The sequence below is a fragment of the Caenimonas aquaedulcis genome, from assembly GCF_015831345.1.
In the GTDB taxonomy this organism is placed as follows: Bacteria; Pseudomonadota; Gammaproteobacteria; order Burkholderiales; family Burkholderiaceae_C; genus Ramlibacter; species Ramlibacter aquaedulcis.
On sequence record NZ_JADWYS010000001.1, the window covers coordinates 3879661 to 3900731 of the forward strand.

Here is a 21071-nt window from a genome sequence, read left to right on the forward strand (position 1 = left end):
GCTAGAAGTGGTACTCGGCGCGGACCATCGTGGTTCGCGCGAAAGCGCCCGGGCCGGCGCCGCCGTTATGGTCGTTGCCGAACTTGTTGCGCCAGTACTGGTACTCGATGCCCAGCTTGAACGTGCCCTTGCTGCCGCCGGTCAGCGCGCCGACGTCCAGCATGATCTGGCTGTCCCAGTTGATCTCCGCCCTGGTGGAGCCGCCGAACTCGTTCGAGCCCTTGGGCGCGATGTAGTTGAGGTAGCCCTCGTAGGAGAGCGGCAGCCCGCCCACGGGGATCGGGATCGCCCAGGAGCTGCTCAACATCGCGTGCGTCTTGTAGCTGTAGCGGTCGTAGCAGGCGTTGGGCGGATAGCCGACCACGGCCGGCGGGAACGTCGTGCACGGGGCGTTGCTCTCGTTCAGGCCGTAGAGGCCGACGTTCATGTAGCCGGGGACGTTGAGCTCCAGGGTCGGGCCCCAGACGAACATGCGCTTCTTCGAGCTGTAACCCGCGTCGTTCTTCGTGTTCCAGTCGAAGCCCAGGGTCAGCGCGACGTCCTTGATGCCGGGGAGCTTGAGCTGGCGGTCCGGGAAGACCTTGCCCCACTCGATGTGGTTGCGGTAGAGGACGTACGCTTCGTGCGCCGAGCCCGTGCAGTTGAAGTTGGTGCAGCTCGCCGGGTCGTTGTGGTCCGACATCAGCAGGTCCACGCTGGCCCAGTTGACGCCGTACTTGTAGCCGCTCGTGTGCTGGAGGTTGACGATGTTCTTGCTGATGTTCTGCGCGCTGCCGTCGGACCGGTTGACGTAGGGCTCGCGGAAGTTCGTTCCATAGCGCCAGCTGATCGACGTGTCGCTCCAGTCCGCAGCCGCGGCGGGCAGGGAGGCGGCAGCGCCGAGGCAGGCGATGGCTTGGAGGAGGCCGCCGAACTGCGCGGACCGGATTGCGATGCTCATGGGAGGCTCCTTTGATGTTGGTTGCCGGGCCAGTGTGGGCGCGCCGCAAGGGGCCGGTGTTGATCCACGTCAAGTACCGATGAGCTGGCCCGGCCTAGATTGGCGCCATGAGCGCAAAGAAACTGCTGTTTCGCGACGAAGCTCGCGACAAGATCCGCCGCGGCGTCGACACGCTTGCCGAGGCCGTCAAGGTGACCCTCGGCCCGCGCGGGCGCACCGTGGTGCTGGACCGGGAATTCGGCGCGCCGCAGATCGTCAATTCGGGCGTCGTGGTGGCCAAGTCCATCGAACTGGAGGACCGGTTCGAGAACATGGGCGCGCAGCTGCTGCGCGAAGTCGCCGCCCGCACGAGCGAGATGGCGGGCGACGGCACGACGACTGCCACCGTGCTGGCGCACGGCCTGGTGCAGGAGGGCCTGAAGCACCTGGCCGCAGGCATGAACCCGATGGAGCTCAAGCGCGGGATCGAGCAGGCGATCGATGCGGTGGTCGCGGAACTCGGCAGGATGGCGCAGCCCTGCACCTCCTCGCAGGAGATCGCGCACGTGGCGGCGATCTCGGCCAACAACGACCGCTCCATCGGCGCGCTGGTGGCGCAGGCGCTGGACAAGGTGGGGCGCGACGGCGCGGTGTCCATCGAGGACGGCTCGGGCATCGCCAGCGAGCTGGAGGTCGTCGAGGGCCTGCAGTTCGATCGCGGGTACCTCTCCGCCTACTTCGTCAACAACGCCGAACGCCAGACCTGCGTGCTGGAGAACGTGATGGTGCTGATCTGCGACCAGAAGCTCTCGGGCCTGCAGGAGCTCGTGCCGCTGCTGGAGTCGGTCGCGAAGGCCGGCTCGCCGCTGCTCGTGATCGCCGAGGAAGTCGAAGCCGATGCACTGGCCACGCTGGTGGTCAACAGCATGCGCGGCGTGATCAAGGCGTGCGCCGTGAAGGCCCCTGGCTTCGGTGACCGCCGCAAGGCCATGCTGCAGGACATCGCGCTGGTGACGGGCGGGCAGGTCGTGTCGTCCGAAGTCGGCCTCGCGCTCGAGAACGTGACGCTGGAGCACCTCGGGCGCGCCCGGCGCATCGTGGCGGACAAGGAGAACACCACGATCGTCGGCGGTCCCGGTGACCCATCGGCGATCCGCGACCGCATCGCGTCGCTCAAGAAGGAGCGCGACAAGCTCGCGTCCGGCTACGACCGCGAGAAGCTCGACGAGCGCATCGCCAAGCTGGGCGGCGGCGTGGCGGTGATCAAGGTCGGCGCCGCCACCGAGACGGAACTCAAGGAGCGCAAGCTGCGCGTGGAGGATGCGCTGCATGCCACGCGCGCGGCGGTGGAAGAGGGCATCGTGCCAGGCGGCGGCGTGGCGCTGCTGCGCGCGCGCAAGGTGCTGCAGGGCCTGCACCTGCCGACGCTCGACGAAGAGTCCGGCGTGAAAATCGTCGCGCGCGCGCTCGAGGAGCCGCTGCGGCGCATCGTGCTGAACGCCGCGCAGGAACCTTCCATCGTGCTGGAGCGGGTCGACTCTTCCGCGCAGGCGAGCTTCGGCTACAACGCGGCGAACCGCGAGTACGGGGACATGCTGGAGATGGGCGTGATCGACCCCGCGAAGGTGACGCGCCTCGCGCTGCAGAACGCGGGCTCCATCGCCGCGCTGATCCTCACCATCGATTGCATGGTGGCGGAGCTGCCGAAGAAGGAGGCGCCGCTGCAGGCAGTGGCCGCGGGTGACGTGTATTGAACGCGGCGTCGTCTGCCCTGCTCGCAACGTAAAGTCGGGGCGACTGACGGGGGGCTGATTGGCGCAATCTCCAGCCTTGACAAGGATCGAGTTACTGGGCACCGTTCCCAAAGTGTTTTCCAGGGCGCCCCACTTCCATGATGAGATCCGCCACCCCGCAAGCGCTGGCCCCCGCCATCCGTGACGACAGGTCGGGCGCCGTCAGCTTGTCCTGCGTGATCCCCTGCTTCAACGAGGCATCGAACCTCGAGATCCTGTTGCCCGCGCTGCGCGCCCTGTTGCCCACGTGCGCCAACCTGTGGGAGGTGGTGCTGGTCGACGACGGCAGCACCGACGGCAGCGACGCGCTGCTGCACCGATGGGGGGACGAGCCGGGCTTCCGCGTGATCGAGCTGTCGCGCAACTTCGGCAAGGAAGCGGCGATCACCGCCGGCTTGCGCGTCGCCATGGGTGAAGTGGTCGTGCTGATGGACGCGGACCTGCAGCACCCGCCCGGCATGATTCCCGAGATGCTCGCGCATTGGCGCGCGGGCTCCGACGTCGTCTATGCCGTGCGCGAGAACCGCCGCGACGAATCGATCGCCAAGCGCGTCGGCACGGCCGCTTTCTACCGGCTCCTCAATTCCTTCGAGCGCGTGAAGATTCCCGCGGGCGCCGGCGACTTCCGGCTGCTCGATCGCCAGGCGGTCGATGCGCTGCTCGCGCTGCCCGAGCGCAACCGCTTCATGAAGGGCCTGTACGCGTGGATCGGGTTCACGACCGCGGCGGTCCCCTACGAGCCGCCGCCGCGCGCGCACGGCAAGAGCCATTACGGGCTCTGGAAGCTCGCGCGGCTCTCCTTCGACGGCATCACGGCATTCAACAGCTGGCCGCTGCGCGTCGTCGGCGCCGTGGGCACCGCGTGCGCCCTGGTGGGGTTCGGCTACGGCGGCTACATCATCCTGGACTACATGATCGACGGCAACCGTGTCTCCGGCTGGACGACCATCGTGGTCACGCTGCTGTTCTTCTTCGGCTTGCAGATGGTGTTCCTGGGCATCATCGGCGAGTACCTCGGACGCATCTTCGAAGAGGTGAAGGCGCGCCCGCTCTTCGTGGTCAAGAGCGACCGCGGGCGCGGACTGTCCGCACGCCGATGACCGGTCCGCGCAAATCCGCCGCCTGGCCGCTGCTCGCGGTGCTGGCGTGGCTGGCGTTCACGGCCTGGCTGCGGCCGCTCGCGGTGCCCGACGAGGGCCGCTACGCCGGCGTCGCGTGGGGCATGGTCACCAGCGGCGACTGGCTCGTGCCGCACCTGAACGGCCTGCCGTACTTCCACAAGCCGCCCCTGTTCTACTGGATCACCGCGATTCCCATGCAGTGGTTCGGCCCGCAGGCGTGGGTGGCGCGCCTCGCGCCGTGGATGGGCGCTTCGGCGGCGGCGGCCGCGCTGTGGCTCTTCGCGCGGCGCTGGCGCGGCGAGGGCTTCGCGCGCATGGCCTTGCTCGCCTTCGGGACGCAGGCGCTCGTTTTCGTGGGTGCGCAGTTCGCCAACCTGGACATGCTGGTGGCCGGCTGCATCACCGCGTCGGTGCTGGCCCTCGCGCATGCGGCGCTCGCGCGCGACGCGGGCGAGGCGCGGCACGTGCCGGCGCTGGCCGCCGGGTATCTTTTCCTGGCGCTCGGCGTACTGGCCAAGGGCCTCATCGGCGTGGTGCTGCCGGGCATGGTCCTCGTCGCGTGGCTGCTGGCGCTGCGCAAATGGCGGGTGCTGCTGTCGCTCGCGTGGTGGCCGGGAATGGCGCTCTTCGCGGTGGTGGCGCTGCCATGGTTCGCGCTGATGGAGCGCAGGTTCCCCGATTTCCTGCATTACTTCTTTTACGTGCAGCACTTCGCGCGCTTCGCCCAAGGCGGATTCAACAACCAGCAGCCCTGGTATTTCTTCCCTGCGGTGCTGCTCCTGCTCGCCTGTCCCTGGTCGCTGTGGATGCTGCGCGGGATTGCGCGCAAGGACGACGCGGATCGCACGGAACCCGCCGCCACGATGCGGGTCCTGGCATGGACCTGGCTGGCCCTGGTGACGCTCTTCTTCTCGATGCCGCAATCCAAGCTGGTGGGGTACATCCTGCCCGGTAGCGCCGCGCTGGCCCTGCTGGCAGCCGACGCGTGCCTGCAGGCCGGGCGGCCGCTGCTGCGGCGCGCGAGCGTGGCGTTGGCGGTGGTGCTGTGCCTGGGCGCGGTGGCCGTCGGCGCGCTGCAACCCGGCAACGCGATGCGCGAGATCAGCCGTGCGCTGGAGCGGAGCGCTCCGGCCGACCGCGTCGTGTTCGTGGAGCAATACTGGTTCGACGTGCCGGTCTATGCCCGCCTGGTGCATCCCGTGCTCGTGCTGGACGCCTGGGACCCTGCGGCGGACGTGCGCGACAACTGGCACAGGGAACTGTCGGATGCCGCCGTGTTCGACCCGGCGCTCGGGCACGAACTCCTCATCGGCCCCGAGCGTTGGGCCGACGCGTTGTGCACGGCAGCCGCCACGTGGGTGGTGGGCGACAGGAATGCCGTCGAGAAGCACCCGGTGCTGGCGGCCAACAGGCCCGCGGTGCTGGAAGGACGAAAGCGCCTGTGGGTCCTGCCGGCACTGAAGGCGGGCGTCAGCCGGCCGGGTTGCCCCGAAATGCCCACCTCGAACTCAACAGATAAGTCATGAGCGCGACCCCGACGAGCACCGCCGCGAGCAGGACGTCATACGACATGGAGCTGAAGTGCAGCAGCAGCGCGTAGGCCGATTCGTTCGCCAGGAATCCCAGCAGCGACACCGCGAAGAAGCGGCTGATCGAGCGCCACACGGGCGCGGCCCGCGAGCGGAAGGTGAGCCCCCATTGGCCCAGGAAGGACACGGCGAAGGCCACCAGCCAGCCGCCCACGTTGGCCGCGAGCGGCATGGCGCCCGCGCGCGAGACCAGCAGGACCACCACGCAGAAGTGGACCGCCGCGGCGGCGCAGCCGACCGCCACGAAACTCGCCAGGCGCAGCATGGCTTTCATGGGGCGGGACGGACGGGCGCGGTGGCATGAGCACGGTCGCCATCGTCGTGGGCGCGGACGATTTCGGGATGCATCCACGCATCGATGCGGGCATCCTCGCCCTGGCCGCGATGGGCCGGGTCAGCGCGATCAGCTGCATGGTGGGCGCGCCCTGCTGGGGCGAGGGCCTGCCGCGCCTGCGCGCGCTCGATGCGGAAAAGGTCGACGTGGGTTTGCATCTGGATTTGACGGAGTATCCGCTGGATGCCGGGTTGCGGCGCTCCCTCGGGCACTGGATCGTCCTCACGCACACCCGGTCGCGCCCCGCGCCCGGCTTGCGCGAGGAGATCGCGGCGCAGCTCGATTCGTTCGCGAACGGCGTGGGTGCCCCGCCCGCGTTCGTCGACGGGCATGAGCATGTCCACCAGTTTCCGGGAGTGCGGCAGTTGCTCGCCGAGGAACTGGAACGCAGGGGATGGACGCCATGGCTGCGCTCGACGCGCAAGGCCGAAGGCGTGCACTCGTTCAAGGCCTCGGCGATCGAGCACCTGGGCAGCGCGGGCCTCGCGAAACTCACCGCGCGGCACGGATTCGCGCAGAACCGCTGCTTCGCGGGCGTTTACGGGCTGGACGCGCGGAGCAGCGGCGACTATTTGCGGCGCTTGCATGCGTGGCTTGCCGGGATGCGCACGGGCGACCTGCTGGTTTGCCACCCTGCCGAAGGGTGGGACGGCGCCGCGCCGTTCCCGGTATCGCGCAGCCACGAGTTCGCGGCGCTGGCGAGCGCCGGATTCGCCACGATGCTGGGCGAATTCGGGATGCGCATCGCGACCTTGCGGGACGCGACAACCGCTTCGGGCTGATTCGGCGTCAAAGCGTCCTGCTATGCTCATCCATAACGGCCCCGATGTCCGATGCCGTGATGTACCCGGAGAAGTTTCATCCATGTCTGCCCCGACCTTCGGGCGGCTGGCCGCCACGCTGGCCCTCGCTACCGCCTCCCTCGTTTCCCTTTCCGCCCACGCCGACATCGTCCTCGGCCACTCCGGCGACCTGTCCGGCAGCACCGCCGCCCTCACCACCGACTACGTTCGCGGCATGAACGCGTACTTCGACGAGGTGAACCGCAAGGGCGGCATCCGCGGCGAAAAAATCAAGCTCGTGAGCCTCGACGACGGCTTCAACCCCGACAAGACCGCCGAGAACACCAAGGCGCTCATCGAAACGCACAACGCCGTGGCCCTCGTGGGCTACCGCGGCACGGCCAACATGCTGAAGATCGTGCCGCTGGTGCAGGCCGCGGGCATCGCCGAGATCGGCAACACCAGCGGCGCGAAGTCGCTGCGCGATCCGCACGTGCCCAATGTCTTCCACGTGCGCGCCAGCACCACCGACGAGATCGAGGCCGCGGTGAACCACGCGTGGACCATCGGCGTCACCAAGATCGCGGCCGTGTACCAGGACGACGCCTTCGGCAAGGAAGGCCTCGACGCCCTGAACGCCGCCATCAAGAAGCGCGGCGGCGCGCCCGCCGGCGTCGCGCCCGTGCCGCGCGGCACCGTGGACGTCGCCAAGGCGATCGATGCCGTCGTGGCCGCGCAGCCGCAGGCCGTCATGTTCATCGGCCAGGCCAAGCCGGCGGCCGCGCTGGTGAAAGGCGTGCGCGCCAAGGGCGTGAGCCCGCAGTTCTTCGTGCTGAGCGTGGCTTCGGGCCTGCATGCCGACCTCGGCGCGCCGGCCGCCGGCATCATCGTGTCGCAGGTCGTGCCGTACCCCTTCACCGAACTGGGCGGCCCGGTGGTGAGCGAATACCAGTCCACCATCTCCAAGGGCGCGGACAAGAAGTTCAGCTACAACAGCATGGAAGGCTTCCTGAACGCCAAGCTGGTCGTGCGCGCGCTGCAGAAAATCAACGGCACGCCCACGCGCGCCAAGGTCATCTCCACGCTCGAGGCGATGAACAACGAGGACCTCGGCGGCTTCGCGATCAGCTACGGCAAGCAGAACAACCTCGGCTCGCGCTACGTGGCCCTGACCATGGTCCGGGCCGACGGCACTTTCGCGCGCTGATCGGGCCCCAGCTGCTGAGCCACCCGGCGCGCAATGCGCCGGGGCGCGTGCCCATCCGCACCGCAAGCAGTCGTAACTTCTGCATCGCCCATCGACATCCGTGCGTGTAACAGCGTGCGCCGGGGGCCATACGGCTCAGGCACGTAGCTGTGCCTTATTCCCGGCTGAGGCATCGTTCCATCCCGTGTGAGCTGTGACGGGTCGTTTCGCGTGTGATAAATCACACGCGCCCACTAAGTTCCCTCCTTTCGCAAACGCTTACATGCGTAGGGAATCGGCCTACGCTACTGTCGGACGTCTCCTACTACATTCGCTCTTCCCGATGAGGCTGCGCTCCGGCTCATCGGGAATCCGGCCTCCCTTACCCGCGTGCGGTTTGCGCGTCGAACTTACAAGTTGTAGTTGAAATGAAAAGACGTCTGTTCCTGCTGTCTAGCACCTCTTCCGCTGCTCTTGCACTCACCGGCTGTGGCGGCGGGGGCGACGATGTCGCACTCGACGACAGCGCTTCGACTCTCGCAACGTCCGGCAGCATGAAGGCCGTCAAGCGTGTCACCCGCACGCCGAGCCCCGCGCCGGCCCCGGCGCCTGCCGTGGCCCCGGCACCCGCCCCGACGACCGCTCCCGCCCCGGCCCCCGCCTCGACCGTCCCGGGCGTGGCCTACCCCTTCGGTGCGCGCCTCGTGAAGTACGCGGCCGGCATCAAGCCCACGCAGACCAACGCCGCGATGGACGCCGTGCTCACCAAGCAATACGACGCCTGGAAGGCAGCGCGCGTCATTCCCGCCACCTCGATCGTCGCGGGCGGCTATGCGGTGCAGTTCTCCAACAGCACCTACATGATGGTGTCCGAAGGCGCGGGCTACGGCATGCTGCTGGCCGTGCTCTTCGCCGGCTACGACGCCAACGCGCGCACGCTGTTCGACGGCCTGCTCGCCGTCGTGCGCGCGCGCCCCGCCTATGCCGTCGCGCAGTACGACCCGAACGGCAAGTACCTGCACGACTGGCGCCTGAATGCCAACGGCACCTCCGCCGGCGACGGCTGGAACGCGATGGACGGCGACCTCGACATCGCGATGGCCCTGCTCATGGCCGACAAGCAGTGGGGCTCCACCGGCAAGTGGAACTACCTGCAGGAAGCGAAGAACACCATCGCCGCGCTCAAGTCCTGGAACATGAACGCCGACGGCTCCACCAAGGGCCTGCCGAGCGCGGTGAACAACCGCACGTCCGACTACATGATCGGCCACTTCCGCGCCTTCAAGGCCGCGACGGGAGACGCGATCTGGGACCTGGCCGTGACCAAGGCCTATTCCCTCCTGGACCGCATGCAGACGGTGTATTCGCCCGGCGTGGGCCTGATGCCCGACTTCGTGATCAACACGAACACCCCGACGCCTTCGCCTTCCACCGGCTACATCGGCGACGGCAACGACAAGGAAGGCTACTTCTGGTGGAACGCCTGCCGCAACCCGTGGCGCTTCTCCTCCGACTTCCTGCTGTCCGGCGACACGCGCTTCTCGCTCGTCACCGGCCGCATGATCGACTTCTTCAAGGCCAAGTCCGGCGGCGACCCGTACAAGATCGGCACCGGCTACGCGCTCGACGGCACGCAGCTCACCGGCGGCAACAGCGCGGCCTACCACGGCCCGATCTGCGCGGGCGCCTGCGTCGACGCGCGCTTCCAGGGCTTCCTGGACACGATGTGGAACTGGAACGCCACCCACCTCACCACCGGCTACTACGACAGCGAGATCCAGCTGCTGTCGCTGGCCGTGGCTTCGGGCAACTGGTGGTCCACCGCCACGGCCGGCTCGGTCACGGCCCCTGCGCCCGCACCTGCGCCGGCTCCCGCACCGGCTCCCACGCCCGCTCCCGCGCCCTCCACCAGCGGCAATATCCTCAACAACGGCGACTTCGGCACGGACATCTCCGGCTGGAACAACTGGGGCAACTCGGTGGCCGCCTCCGGCATGCTGCAGGTCGGCATGGGCGCCGGCGGCGTCGCGCAGGACATCTACACCAAGGTCACGGCCGGCAAGAACTACAAGGTGACGGCGCAGGCGAGCATCACGGCGGCGGGCGAGGGCGTGTACATCGGCGTGAAGCTGATGGACGGCGCGGGCAACCTGCTCGTGAACCAGCTGCAGCTGGTCAACTCGGTGACGCGCACCGGCGTGACGCTGAACTTCACCGCGCCGCAGGGCGTTGCGAGCGGCTACGTCTACGTGTGGAAGAACGCCGACACCGTGATCGGCCTCGTCGACAACTTCGCGCTGACGGCGGCTTGATCGTCGCGCGGACGATTTCTCTGGACGCAGAATCCGCAGAAGTCACGCAGAATGGAGCCCAGAAAAATTCATTTCTTTTCTTGAATTTCTTCTGCGTAACTTCTGCGGATTCTGCGTCCAGAAAGACATCCCGCACACCAACTCACGCCACCCGCGTCTTCGGCGCCCCCGGCAGGTGATCGTCCACGCGATCGAGTTCGCGCCGGATGCCTTCGATCAGCTCGCTCACGCCCGGCTCCGCCATCATCGAGAAGTGCGAGCCCGCGATGTCCGTCACGCGGATGTCGCCCTTCACGTGCTCTTCCCAACCCAGCGTGCGGCCGGCGTTGAGGTACTGCATCTCGCTCTCGGTCGCCTTGAACAGCACCACGTCGCCTTCGTAGATCTCGGGCCGGTACTGCGCCTGCGCGGTGACGAAGTTGCGGAAGAGGTGATGCTCCACCAGCTCCGGCGGCAGCGGTTCGCCGCGTGAGAGCTTCTCGAGCGCGAGCGTGTACTGCGTCTGCATCTCCTTGCCGCGGCGCCGGCGTCCCGGCCAGTCGAGCAGGAACCGGAGCGACCAGTGGCGCATCAGCCAGAGCTTTTGCAGGAAGCTCGGGTTGCGGGCCGCGGCGGCGGGCGACAGCGTGTCGACCATCACCACCAGGTCCACCTTCGCGCCGTCGCGAATGAGCTGCTGCGCCATCTCCAGCGCGATCATCCCGCCCGCGGAATAGCCGGCGAGCCGGTAGGGCCCCACCGGGTCGACAGTGCGGATCGCGTGCACGTATTGCGCCGCCATTTCCTCGATGGTGGACAAGGCGGGGAGCCGCCCATCCACGCCCTGCGCCTGCAAGCCGTAGAAAGGCTGGTCCGGGCCGAGGCGATCGGACAGCACCTTGAAATTGAGCACGTTGCCGCCCGCGCCGTGCACGCAGAAAAGCGGCTTGCGGCCCGGCTTGCCGCGGCAGATGGCCACCAGCGGCGACCACACGCGATTGCCCAGCGGGATGACGTTGGAGGAGGCGGCCTTCTTCGGCGCCTCCTGCGTTGCCGCCGTATCCAGGCCGGCATGCGAGGAGACGACCGCCGCGAGGCTCGCGAGCGTCGGCGCCTGGAAGAGCGTGGCGAGCGGCAGGTCCACCGAGAAGTTCTTGCGGATCTTCGCGAAGAGGCGCACCGCCGCGAGCGAGTGGCCGCCGAGCGCGAAGAAGTCGTCGTCCCGCGCGATCTCGTCGACGCCGAGCAGTTCGCGCCAGGCCTCGGCCAGCGTGCTCTCGACGGGGTTCAGGCCCTCATCGCGCGCCGCGACGCTCTCGCCGTGCGCGTCCGCCTTGCGGGCGGGCTTGGGCTGCGCCGCATCCATCGCGCGGCGCAGGTCCTCGATCGCGATGGACGAGACCACCGTGTCGCGGCTCGCGCCCTGGAAGATGCGCTCGAAGAGGGCCGGCGCATCCTCCGTGCGGATGCCGTTGGCCAGCATCGCGTCGGCCAGGCGCGGTTCGCGGCGCGTGCGCGCGCGATCGTGCTGCGAGACGGCGTCCGGGTTGACCCCGCGCAACGAGAAGCCTTCGAAGCTCGCGACCGGCAGGCCGTCGGGCGTGTGCAGCGTGACGTCGAAGGAGGCGAAGCGCTCGGGCGATCCCTCCTTCAGCTCGACGCGGCTCACGGTGTGCTTCGGCACGGGCGCGACGAGGCGGATGCGCTCGATGGAGACCGGCACGAAGAGGTTGCCCCGGCGCTCGGCCGCATCCACCAGGTGCAGGCCGAAGGTCGCGGCCATGTCGGTGAGCGCGGGATGCACCGCGTAATCGGCGAAGTCGTCCAGGAACTTGTCGCCCAGCACGATGTGCGCCGCGCCGCCGCGCGCGCCGAGCTGCATGCGCTCGATGTTGTGCCAGCGCGCGCCGAAGTCCACGGCCTGCGCCTGCGGGATCTCGCCGGGGCGCCACTCGCCGCGCGGCGGCACGGCGGCGGGCAGGCTGCCCTGGAACACGCTCACGTGCGCCCGCGCATGCTCGAGCCAGTGCTCGTCCAGCGGCCCGCGGCTGCGCACGAGGAAGTCGTAGCCGTCGTCGGCGTTGCGCAGTTCCGTGCGCACGACGCGCGAGGAGTGGGCATCGAACACCATCGCCTCCTCGAAGGACAACGCGCGGATCTCCACCGACGCGCCGCGGTGCAGCTCGTTCATGGCCGCACGCGCGATCTCGATGTACGCGGTGCCCGGCAGCACCGGGCGGCCGCCCACCGCGTGCTCCTTGAGCACCCACAGGTGGCGCGGCGAATAACTCGCCTCGAAGGTGGCGCCGTTCGCCGAATCGACGAGCGTGCCGAGCAGCGGGTGCGCGTCTTCGGGGTGGCCCTGCGCCAGCGCGTCGCGGCCGTGCGCGCGTGCCGCCATGCCTTTGTCGCCCCAGATGCCCCAGTGGATCGCGAGGCCGTCGGCGCGCGACGCCGCGAGCGCATCGAGGAACGCGTTCGCCGCGACATAGTCCACCTGACCGGCGCTGCCGAGGAACACGCTGGTGGAGGAGAACACCGCGAACACGTCCAGGTCCCCCGGCGGCAGCAGCTCGTGCAGCACCTGCGCGCCGCAGGCCTTCGGGTCCAGCACCTGGTGGATGCCTTCTTCGGTCTTCGAGGCGATGAGGCCGTCGGCCAGCACGCCCGCCGTGTGGAACACGCCGTTGATCGAGCCGAAGTGCGCGCGGCATTCGGTCACCACGCGCGCCATCGCCCGCGGGTCCGCCACGTCGGCGCGCAGCGCGAGCACTTGCCCGCCTTGTTCCTCGAGTGCGAGCAGACGGCGCACGGTGCGCGCGGACGCCGAGTGGTCGCCGCTCGCGGCGATGCCCGCCCAGCTGGACCGCGCGGGGACGTCGCGCCGGCTCACGAGCGCGATGCGCGCGCGGTGCCGCGAGGCGAGGTAGCCCGCGAGCTCGAGCGCGATGTCGCCGAGGCCGCCGGTGATGAGGTAGGTGCCGCCGTCGCGCACGAGGGGCTTCGCGTGGCCCGCAGCCGGTGCCGCGTCCCGCACGAGTTCCTGCGTGAAGCGCTCGCCCTGGCGGTAGGCGACGAGGTCCGCCGCGTCCTGCGCCATGGCCTCGCCGACCACCTGGCGGGCCGCGGCTTCCGAGGAGGCGTCGAAGGCCGAGAGGTCCACCATGCGCGCGCGGATGCCCGGCATCTCGCGCGGGATGACGCGGCACGGCCCGAGCGCGAGCGCGCGTTCCGGGTGCGGCACGGCCTCGCCGCTCACCGACTGGCTGCCGGCGGTGACGATGGTGAGCTGCATCGGCGCGTCCACGTCCTGGTGCTGCAGGGCGCGCGCAAAGTGGACGAGGCTGTCGAAAGCCAGCGCCTGCCCCGCGATCCGCGCGCTGCCCGCGCGGTGCATCGTGTCGAGCGCCCAGAGGTGCACGACGCGATCGGGCAGGGCGCCCGCGAGCTCCAGCGCATTAAGCAACTGCCCGTAGTGGCCGGCATCGGCCGGGTCCATGGTGAAGCTGCCGTCGGGCAGGCGCGCGAAGCTCTCGCCGGGCCGCGCCAGCGTGACGGTCCCGCCCGCCGCGGCGGCCTGGGCCACCACTTCCTGCGTGAGGCGCGAGCGGTTGCCGAACACCAGCCAGCGCGACGCCTGCGCCGGTGCGGCCGCGAGCGATGCGACGCGCCAGCGCGGGGTCATGAACCAGTCGTCCAGCGAGGCGATGCGCTGCAGCGAGGATGCATCGGCCGCGACGGCCGCCTGCGCGGGCTCCGCATGCATCACGCCCGGCTCGATCCAGTGGCGCTGCTTCTCGAAGGCATAGGTCGGGATGGAGATGCGGCGCGCGGGTGCGGCGCTGCGGGTGGCTTCCCACTTCGGTGCGAGCCCGCGCGTCCACAGGGCGCCGGCACCCGCGAGCATCTGGGCGAGGTCCGCATTCGGCTCCTGCGCCTTCGAGGTGGAGGGCAGGATCGCGCGGCCGGGTGCGGGAGCGTTCTGCCGCGCGAGCGCGCACAGGCCCTGGCCGGGGCCCGCTTCCAGCAAGACGATGTCCGGCATGTCCAGCAGGGTGCGTACGCCGTCGGAGAAGCGCACGGGGTTGCGCAAGTGCTTGACCCAGTATTCCGGGTCGACCAGCGTCTGCGCGTCGGCCCAGGTGCCCGTGAGGTTGGAGACGAAGGGGATCGCGGGCGGATTGAGCGTGATGCGCGAGACGCGTTCGCGGAAGGCTTCGAGCACGCCGTCGAGCAGGCGCGAGTGAGCGGCGACGTTGATGTGCAGGCGGCGGCCTTCGATGCCTTTCTCCGCGAGGCGCTTTTCCAGGCGCGAGATGGATTGCAGCGGGCCGGAGGCGATGCACAGGTCCCGCGCGTTGATCGCGGCGATGTCCAGGTCGAGCCCGCTCATCGCCTCGCGCAGCTCGGGCTCGGCGAGGTCCACCGAGAGCATGCCGCCCAGCGGGACCTCTTCGAACAGATGGCCGCGCAGCACCACGATGGACAGCGCATCGCGCAGCGACATCACGCCCGCGATGCACGCCGCGGCGTATTCGCCCGCGCTGTGGCCGATCACGGCGGTGGGGACGACGCCCCAGCTCTCCCAGAGTTTCGCGATCGCGTATTCGAGCGTGAAGAGCGCGGGGAGCGCATAGCTCGGGCGCTCCAGCGTGCTCGCGGCGGCGGCATCGGAAGGGTCCGTGTCGAACATGCGCGTGCGCAAGTCCGCGGGCGCCTCGGGCGGCATGCAGGCGAAACACTCGTCCACCGCACCCGCGAAGGCCGGATGGACAAGCAGCGCGCGGCCGGCGCCGGCGTAATGCGCGCCGCCGCCGGGGAACATCAGTGCGACGCCCGGCGCCTGCTGCGCGGACTGGCCCTGCACGCAGAGCGCGTGGGTCTTCGCGGTGAGCGCGTCGCGCAGGCCCGCGAGGTCGCGCGCGACGACGGCGCAGCGATGATCGAACGCGCGGCGGCCCACCTGCGAAGTGAAGGCGGCATCCGCCAGCGTGGCGCCGGGCGGCGGCGCGTCCGCCCAGTCGCGCCACTTCAGTTTGAGTTGCTCCAGCGAGGCGGGGGTGCGCGCCGAGAGCGTCACGACCTGCCAGTCGTCCTTCGCGGGGGCGGCGGAGGCGATGAGCGGCGGCTCCTCGACGATCACGTGCGCGTTCGTGCCGCCCACGCCCAGCGAATTCACGGCGGCGCGGCGCGGCACCGCGCCGCGCGGCCAGGGCATCTGCTGGTGCGCCACATAGAAGGGCGTTGCCGCCATGTCGATGCGGCTGTTGGGCTTGCTGTAGTTGAGCGACGCCGGCAACACGCCGTGCCGCAGCGCGAGCGACACCTTGATGAGCGACGCGACGCCCGCGGCAGTGTCGAGGTGGCCGATGTTCGTCTTGAGCGAGCCGATGCCGCAAAAACCGCGTCCGCCATCGCCATAGGCTTGCGACAACGCGGCCAGTTCGATCGGGTCGCCGACCGGCGTGCCCGTGCCGTGCGCCTCGATGTACGAGACGGTGCCCGGCTCCACGCCCGCGACCGCGAGCGCTTCCGCCGCGGCCGCCGCCTGCCCGTCCACGCTGGGCGCGAGGTAGCCGGCCTTTTGCGAGCCGTCGTTGTTCACCGCCGATCCGCGGATCACCGCGTAGATGTTGTCGCGGTCGCGGATCGCGTCTTCCAGCCTTCGCAGCACCACGATGCCGGCGCCGCTGCCGAAGAGCGTGCCCTTGGCGTCGTCGTCGAAGGCGCGGCAGTGCCCGTCGGGCGACATGATCTCGCCCTCGGCGTAGCGGTAGCCCTGGCGATGCGGCAGCTCGATGCTGGCCGCGCCCGCGAGCGCCATGTCGCACTCGCCGGACAGGAGGCTCTGCGCGGCCATGTGCACCGCGACGAGCGAGGTGGAGCACGCCGTCTGCACGCCGATGCTCGGTCCCTTGAGGTTGAGCAGGTAGGAGACGCGCGAGCAGAGGAAGTCCTTGTCGTTGCCCGTGTGCCGCAGCAGGAAGAGCCCCATGGACTTCACGAGCTGCGGATTCGTCATCAGGTTGTAGGGCAGGTAGGCCTGCATGCCGCAGCCGCCGAACACGCCGATGGCGCCCTTGAAGTTCTCGGGCATGTGCCCGGCGTCCTCGAGCGCCTCCCAGGCGCATTCGAGGAAGTGGCGATGCTGCGGGTCCAGCACGGCGGCGTCGCGCTTGGAGAAGCCGAAGAAGTCCGCGTCGAACATCTCCATGTCGGGCAGCACGAGGCTCGCGCGCACGTAGTCCGGGTCGGCGATGTCGCTCTCCGAAACGCCGGCGGCGCGCAGCTCCTGCGCGCTCAGCCACTGCGTGGCTTCCTTGCCCGCGCGCAGCAGCGACCACAGCTCGTCCGGGTTGCGCGCGCCGGGAAAACGGCCGGCAAGCCCGACGATCGCGATGCTGCCGGGCTCGATGTTCGGAGGTACTGCTTCCATCATCGGCTCCGTCAGGCGGCGGTGGCGGCGGCGCCGGCCCGCGTTCGCATCGCGCGCCGCGCCTGGGCCCGGCTCAAGCCATCGGAGACGGCGGAGGCCGCTTCGTCGCCCCCCGCGAGGTGGGCGGCGAGCGCGCGGACGGTGGGCAGGCGGAACATGTCGGTGATCGACACGTCGCGGCCGCAGGCTTCGCGCAGGCGCCGCTGCACCTGCACCACCAGAAGCGAGTGGCCGCCGAGGTCGAAGAAGTTGTCGCCGGTGCCGACGGAGGGCAGCCCGAGCACTTCGGCCCAGATCGACGCGATGGTCTTTTCCATCGCGCTCTCCGGTGCGCCGGCCTGGCGAACCGCGATGACGGCGCGCGGGTCGGGCAGGGCCTTGCGGTCGATCTTGCCGTTGGGCGTGAGCGGCAGGGCAGGCAGCACGAGCACGTGTTGCGGCACCATGATCGCCGGCAGTGCGGATGCCAGGGCATCCTTCATCTTCGCGGGTTGCGGCGGCTCGGCGCCCGCGATCGCGGTGACGTAGCCGATCAACTGCTGGCCGACCGCCTCGTCGTAGCGCGCGATGACGACCGCCTGGCGCACGCCCGGTTGCTGCAGCAGCGCGGCCTCGATCTCGCCGAGCTCGATGCGGTGCCCGCGCAGCTTGACCTGGTGGTCGATGCGGCCGAGGAACTCCATCTGCCCGTCGCGATGGCGCCGCACGAGGTCGCCGGTCCTGTAGAGGCGCGTGTGCAGCGCGGCGTCGTGGATGAAGCGCTCGGCGGTCAGCTCGTCGCGCTGCCAGTAGCCGCGCGTCACGCCTTCGCCGCCGATCAGCAACTCGCCCGGCACGAGTGCGGGACACTCCGCGCCCCAGGGCGTGCGGACGCTGAGCTGCGTGTTCGCGATGGGGCGGCCCAGCGGGATGAAGTCGCCGATGGTGCCCAGGTCGCAGGTCGTGGACCAGACCGTGGTTTCGGTCGGCCCGTACATGTTGAGCAGGGTGCCCGGCACGAGCGCGCGCAGTTCGCGCGCCAGCGGCAGGGGCAGCGCCTCGCCGCCGACCATGAGCACGGACAGGTGGGACAGTGCTTCGCGCCCAGGAGCGTCGGCGACCAGCATCGACGCCATCGAGGGCGTGCATTGCAGGTGCGTGACGCCGTAGTTCGCGACTTCCTCGGCGACGGACACGCGGCGCGGCGCGCTGCGCGATTGCTTCGCGGTGTCCATCAACTGCTTGAGGTCCTGCAGGTGCTCGAGAACGACGTCCGGGTCGACCCCGAAGTCGATCAGGCAGGCGATCTCGTCGACGCCCGCGGTCTTGAGCTTGTCCACGAGTTCGAGGCAGCGTGCCGGCGTGCCGAAGAGGGCGCTCGTGCCGTAGTAACGCGAGAACGCGTGGTCCAGCAGCGCGTCCATCTCCTCGGCGGAGAGCGGCTTGGCGTCCATCACCTCGACGGGGCTCTTGCCGTTTTCGGCGCCGCGCTGCACGAAGGTGGGGAAGGACCAGGCCGCCTGCTTGATGAGGTCCACCGAGCTGCGCAGGTACTCCTTCATCGGCCCGCGCACGGTCTCGCGCACCTCGTCGTCGTTCTCGCCCACGAAGGTGTGCAGCATCAGCGTCACGTGGCCATTGCCCGGGTGGCCGGCCTTGCGCCAGGCGGCGCGATAGAGCTTGAGCTTTTCCGCGACGTCCTCGACCTTCTGGCCGAGCAGGTGCGTGAGCAGGTGGCAGCCGAGCTCGCCGGCCTGCTGGAAGGTTTCCGGGTTGCCCGCGGCGGTGAGCCACACGGGCAGCTCCTTTTGCACCGGGCGCGGCAGCGTCTGGATGTTCACGGGCTTGCCGTCGTGGCCGGGAAAGGGCAGCGACTCGCCGCGCCACAGGCGCCGCACGACGTCGATGTTCGACAGCATGGAGTTCTTGCGGTCGGCGAAGTTGGCCGGCGCGAGCACGAAGTCGTTGGGCTGCCAGCCCGCCGCGAAGGAGATGCCCACGCGGCCCTGCGAGATGTTGTCGACGAAGGCCCACTCCTCGGCCACGCGCACCGGGTGGTGCAGCGGCAGCACGCAGCTGCCCGCGCGGATCTGCACGCGTTGCGTGACCGCGGCGATGGCCGCGCTCGTGAGCGCCGGGTTGGGATAGAGGCCGCCGAAGGCGTGGAAGTGCCGCTCGGGTGTCCACACCGCGGAGAAGCCTTCGCGGTCGGCGAATTTCGCGCCTTCCATCAAGAGCTTGTAGCGGTCCTTCGGGTCCTTGGCGTTGTCGGCCGCGAAGTAGAAGAGGCTGAAGTCCGGCGCGCTCGCTTCGGCCTGCACGGTGTCCGAGTGCAGCACGATGGTGAAGCCGTTGGCGAGCGTCCAGCACAGCTCCAGCACGGAGATGTCGAAGGACAGGCTGGTCACCGCGAGCCAGCGGCCCGCCGGGTCGTGCGGCACGCGGCCCGACATGCCCGCGAAGAAGTTCATCGCGTTGCGGTGCGTGACGACCACGCCCTTGGGCTTGCCGGTGGAGCCGGAGGTATAGATGACGTAGGCGGGCTGGTCGGGCGAGACGGGCGGCAGGCGCGTGCCGGCGCCGGCCGCGCCGCGCGGGCCGTCGAGCAGGAAGGCCTTGGCGGCGTCGATGCCCAGCGTTCCCGCGAGCCGCGAGTCCGTCACCACCAGCGGCGTGGCGGAGTCCTCGATCATGAAGGCGATGCGGTCGCGCGGGTACGCCGGGTCGAGCGGCAGGTAGGCGGCGCCTGCCTTCAGGATGGCCAGCAACGCGACGACGAGGTCGGGCGAGCGCTCCAGGCACAGGCCGACGATGTCGCCCTTCTTCACGCCGCGCTGCAGCAGGGCGCGCGCGAGCGCGCAGGCGCGGTCGTCGAGGTCGCGGTAGCTCATCCGCTGGCCGTGGAAGCTGATCGCCTCGTGCTGCGGCGTGCGCGAGACCTGCGCGCCGATCGCTTCGTGGATGCAGGCGGCGGTGTCGAAGAAGGTCGTGGTCGCGTTCACGGCCGCGACCGCCTGCGATTCCGCCGGGGGCGCGAGCGGCACTTCGACGGCCAGCGAGTGCGGCGCATCGAAAGCCTTGAGGTACCAGCCCAGGTGCGAAGCCATCGCGTCCATCGTTTCCCGGGAAAAGACCGCGGCATTGGCGAAGAGCTCGCCGCGGTGCGAGTCCGCGTCGATGCGCAACATCAGGTCGCAGCCGGCAGGTGCTTCGGTGGGGCCGACCGCGAGCGCGACCTTGCGCACGGCGGCAAGGGCCGGCGCCTTGTCGCCCAGGCGCGAGGGGAGGTCGCGCGCGTACGCCCCGGCTTCGTGCAGCTTCGCGATCGCGGCGTCGGCGGCGGTGCCGGCCTGGCGGATGCGCGTGGCGGGCGTGCTGCGGATGGAGAGGGGCACCCAGGGCGAGAGCCAGGCCTCGACGCCTTGCGCTTCCCTGGCGAACTGCGAGTCCGTGTAGGCCAGCGACACATCCTGCTGGCCGGTCAAGGCGGAGAGCCACGAAGCGAACGCCGCGGCGGCGCGGGGGCCGGGGACGTTGATGGGCAGCGGCAGCCGCACCATGTGCGAAGCGGCAGCGCCCTGCGAGGACAGTCGCGGGTACGGCAGCTCGACAGGCGAGAGGGAGGCGAGGGCGCGCGTCCAGAAGGCCTCGCCCTTCGCGGCCCGCCCGGCCGATGCGTCGAGCGCGGCGCGCGTGGCGGCGTCGAGCGCGGGCAGCACGGTGCCCGCCGCGATGCCGTGCGAGGCGGCTTCGCCGTCGGGAGCCGCAAACCCGCCGAGCACGACGTCACCCTGGCCGGTGGCCACGCGCAGCGTCTGCGCATCCGAGAGAACGACGGTGCCGGGCGCGGCCATCGATGCGGGCTCCTGCACGCGCGCCGTCGCCACGCACAGCAGCCGGTCCCCGGTGAAAAGCTTGGGTCGCGCGAGCGGGTTGCGGTAGCTGCCGAAGTCGAGCGCGCGCACGAGCGCGGCGATGTCCGCCGCGGGCCGGGAGAAGTCGATCGTCGCCAGGGCCGCGGGCCGCTGGTCCTTCGCGAAGTAGGTGCGTCCCGCGCCTTGCGGCGCGAGGTTCAGCGAGCCGCGCGTGATGTCGTCGGCCAGCGCATTGAAGGTGGACAGGCCCGCTTCGTAGCAGCGGGCGTTGAGGCTGAGCGAGGTGTCGTCGGGCGACACGGGGAAGATCGCCTGCCGCGCGATGCGGCCCTCGTCGGCCCGCGCCGTCATCTCGTGCCAGGTCACGCCGTGCGTGGCTTCGCGCGCCATCAGCGCCCAGCTCGTGGCGTTCAGGCCGGCGTAGCGGGGCAGCGGGCCGTCATGGAAGTTGATGGCGAGCACGCGGGCGCGCTCGACGAGCGCGGGGGGCAGCATGCGCAGGTTTGCGACGCTGAACAGGTAGTCGAACACGAGGGACGGCGGCACTTCGACCGGCGCATCGGGCTCCGCACGCAGCGCGGGGATGCCTTGCGCCGTGGCCCACTCGAGGATCGCGGGGCTTTCGCTCATCACCGCCTCGATCGCGTAGCCGCGCTGGCGCCACGCTTGCGCGCACTGGATCAGCAAACTGCCGTTGCCTATGAAAATTGCAGGGTTTGTCTCGGCCATGGCCCGGGGGCGCCTCATAGGAATTCGTTGAGGCCAT

The 21071-nt window shown here is 69.9% G+C and carries 10 protein-coding genes; 6 read left to right on the forward strand and 4 right to left on the reverse strand.

Translation table 11 applies throughout. The annotated features are described in order from the left end of the window. Position 1: 1 nt before the first annotated feature. The gene (locus I5803_RS18670; RefSeq protein ID WP_231402455.1) at positions 2-940 is read right to left on the reverse strand and encodes an outer envelope protein; all 939 of its coding nucleotides are present in this window, start codon (positions 938-940) and stop codon (positions 2-4) included. 107 nt (positions 941-1047) lie between these two features. Here I5803_RS18670 and groL point away from each other — a divergent pair, with 107 nt between their 5' ends. The 3 genes from groL to I5803_RS18685 all read left to right on the forward strand — a co-directional run bounded on the left by groL (position 1048) and on the right by I5803_RS18685 (position 5359). After that, on the forward strand, positions 1048-2673 hold the full coding sequence (gene groL, locus I5803_RS18675) for a chaperonin GroEL (RefSeq protein WP_196987818.1): 1626 nt from the start codon (positions 1048-1050) through the stop codon (positions 2671-2673). A 140-nt stretch (positions 2674-2813) separates the two neighbouring features. Beyond that, a complete protein-coding gene (locus tag I5803_RS18680) occupies positions 2814-3812 on the forward strand; it encodes a glycosyltransferase family 2 protein (protein ID WP_196987819.1) in 999 nt (332 codons plus the stop codon). Continuing rightward, the gene (locus I5803_RS18685; protein WP_196987820.1) at positions 3809-5359 is read left to right on the forward strand and encodes an ArnT family glycosyltransferase; all 1551 of its coding nucleotides are present in this window, start codon (positions 3809-3811) and stop codon (positions 5357-5359) included. Before I5803_RS18680 ends, I5803_RS18685 begins: the two co-directional genes overlap by 4 nt. On the opposite strand, the gene I5803_RS18690 is transcribed toward I5803_RS18685, so the two are convergent. Further along, on the reverse strand, positions 5304-5696 hold the full coding sequence (locus tag I5803_RS18690) for a GtrA family protein (protein WP_196987821.1): 393 nt from the start codon (positions 5694-5696) through the stop codon (positions 5304-5306). The two genes, I5803_RS18685 and I5803_RS18690, sit on opposite strands and share 56 nt — an antisense overlap. Before the next feature lie 26 nt (positions 5697-5722). Between I5803_RS18690 and I5803_RS18695 the strand changes: the two genes are divergently transcribed. The 3 genes from I5803_RS18695 (at position 5723) to I5803_RS18705 (ending at position 10036) form a co-directional block, all read left to right on the forward strand. Continuing rightward, positions 5723-6538, forward strand: a complete 816-nt coding sequence (locus I5803_RS18695; RefSeq protein ID WP_196987822.1) for a ChbG/HpnK family deacetylase — start codon at positions 5723-5725, stop codon at positions 6536-6538. A gap of 82 nt (positions 6539-6620) precedes the next feature. Further along, positions 6621-7745, forward strand: coding sequence for an ABC transporter substrate-binding protein (locus I5803_RS18700; RefSeq protein ID WP_196987823.1), 1125 nt, complete (start codon positions 6621-6623; stop codon positions 7743-7745). Positions 7746-8278: 533 nt separating this feature from the next. Then, positions 8279-10036, forward strand: a complete 1758-nt coding sequence (locus I5803_RS18705) for a glycosyl hydrolase family 8 (RefSeq protein WP_196987824.1) — start codon at positions 8279-8281, stop codon at positions 10034-10036. A gap of 142 nt (positions 10037-10178) precedes the next feature. Here I5803_RS18705 and I5803_RS18710 read toward each other — a convergent pair whose 3' ends face one another. Both I5803_RS18710 and I5803_RS18715 read right to left on the reverse strand, forming a co-directional pair. Beyond that, positions 10179-16451: a type I polyketide synthase gene (locus I5803_RS18710; RefSeq protein WP_196987825.1), complete on the reverse strand. Its 6273-nt coding sequence runs from the start codon at positions 16449-16451 to the stop codon at positions 10179-10181. Between the two features lie 11 nt (positions 16452-16462). After that, on the reverse strand, positions 16463-21034 hold the full coding sequence (locus tag I5803_RS18715; RefSeq protein WP_196987826.1) for a MupA/Atu3671 family FMN-dependent luciferase-like monooxygenase: 4572 nt from the start codon (positions 21032-21034) through the stop codon (positions 16463-16465). Between the last annotated feature and the right edge of the window lie 37 nt (positions 21035-21071).

Coding starts and splice junctions, on each gene's coding strand:
- I5803_RS18700 (WP_196987823.1), top strand. CDS start 6,621: ATGTCTGCCCCGACCTTCGGGCGGCTGGCCGCCACGCTGGCCCTCGCT.
- I5803_RS18670 (WP_231402455.1), bottom strand. CDS start 940: ATGAGCATCGCAATCCGGTCCGCGCAGTTCGGCGGCCTCCTCCAAGCC.
- I5803_RS18715 (WP_196987826.1), bottom strand. CDS start 21,034: ATGGCCGAGACAAACCCTGCAATTTTCATAGGCAACGGCAGTTTGCTG.
- I5803_RS18695 (WP_196987822.1), top strand. CDS start 5,723: ATGAGCACGGTCGCCATCGTCGTGGGCGCGGACGATTTCGGGATGCAT.
- groL (WP_196987818.1), top strand. CDS start 1,048: ATGAGCGCAAAGAAACTGCTGTTTCGCGACGAAGCTCGCGACAAGATC.
- I5803_RS18710 (WP_196987825.1), bottom strand. CDS start 16,451: ATGGAAGCAGTACCTCCGAACATCGAGCCCGGCAGCATCGCGATCGTC.
- I5803_RS18705 (WP_196987824.1), top strand. CDS start 8,279: ATGAAGGCCGTCAAGCGTGTCACCCGCACGCCGAGCCCCGCGCCGGCC.
- I5803_RS18685 (WP_196987820.1), top strand. CDS start 3,809: ATGACCGGTCCGCGCAAATCCGCCGCCTGGCCGCTGCTCGCGGTGCTG.
- I5803_RS18680 (WP_196987819.1), top strand. CDS start 2,814: ATGAGATCCGCCACCCCGCAAGCGCTGGCCCCCGCCATCCGTGACGAC.
- I5803_RS18690 (WP_196987821.1), bottom strand. CDS start 5,696: ATGAAAGCCATGCTGCGCCTGGCGAGTTTCGTGGCGGTCGGCTGCGCC.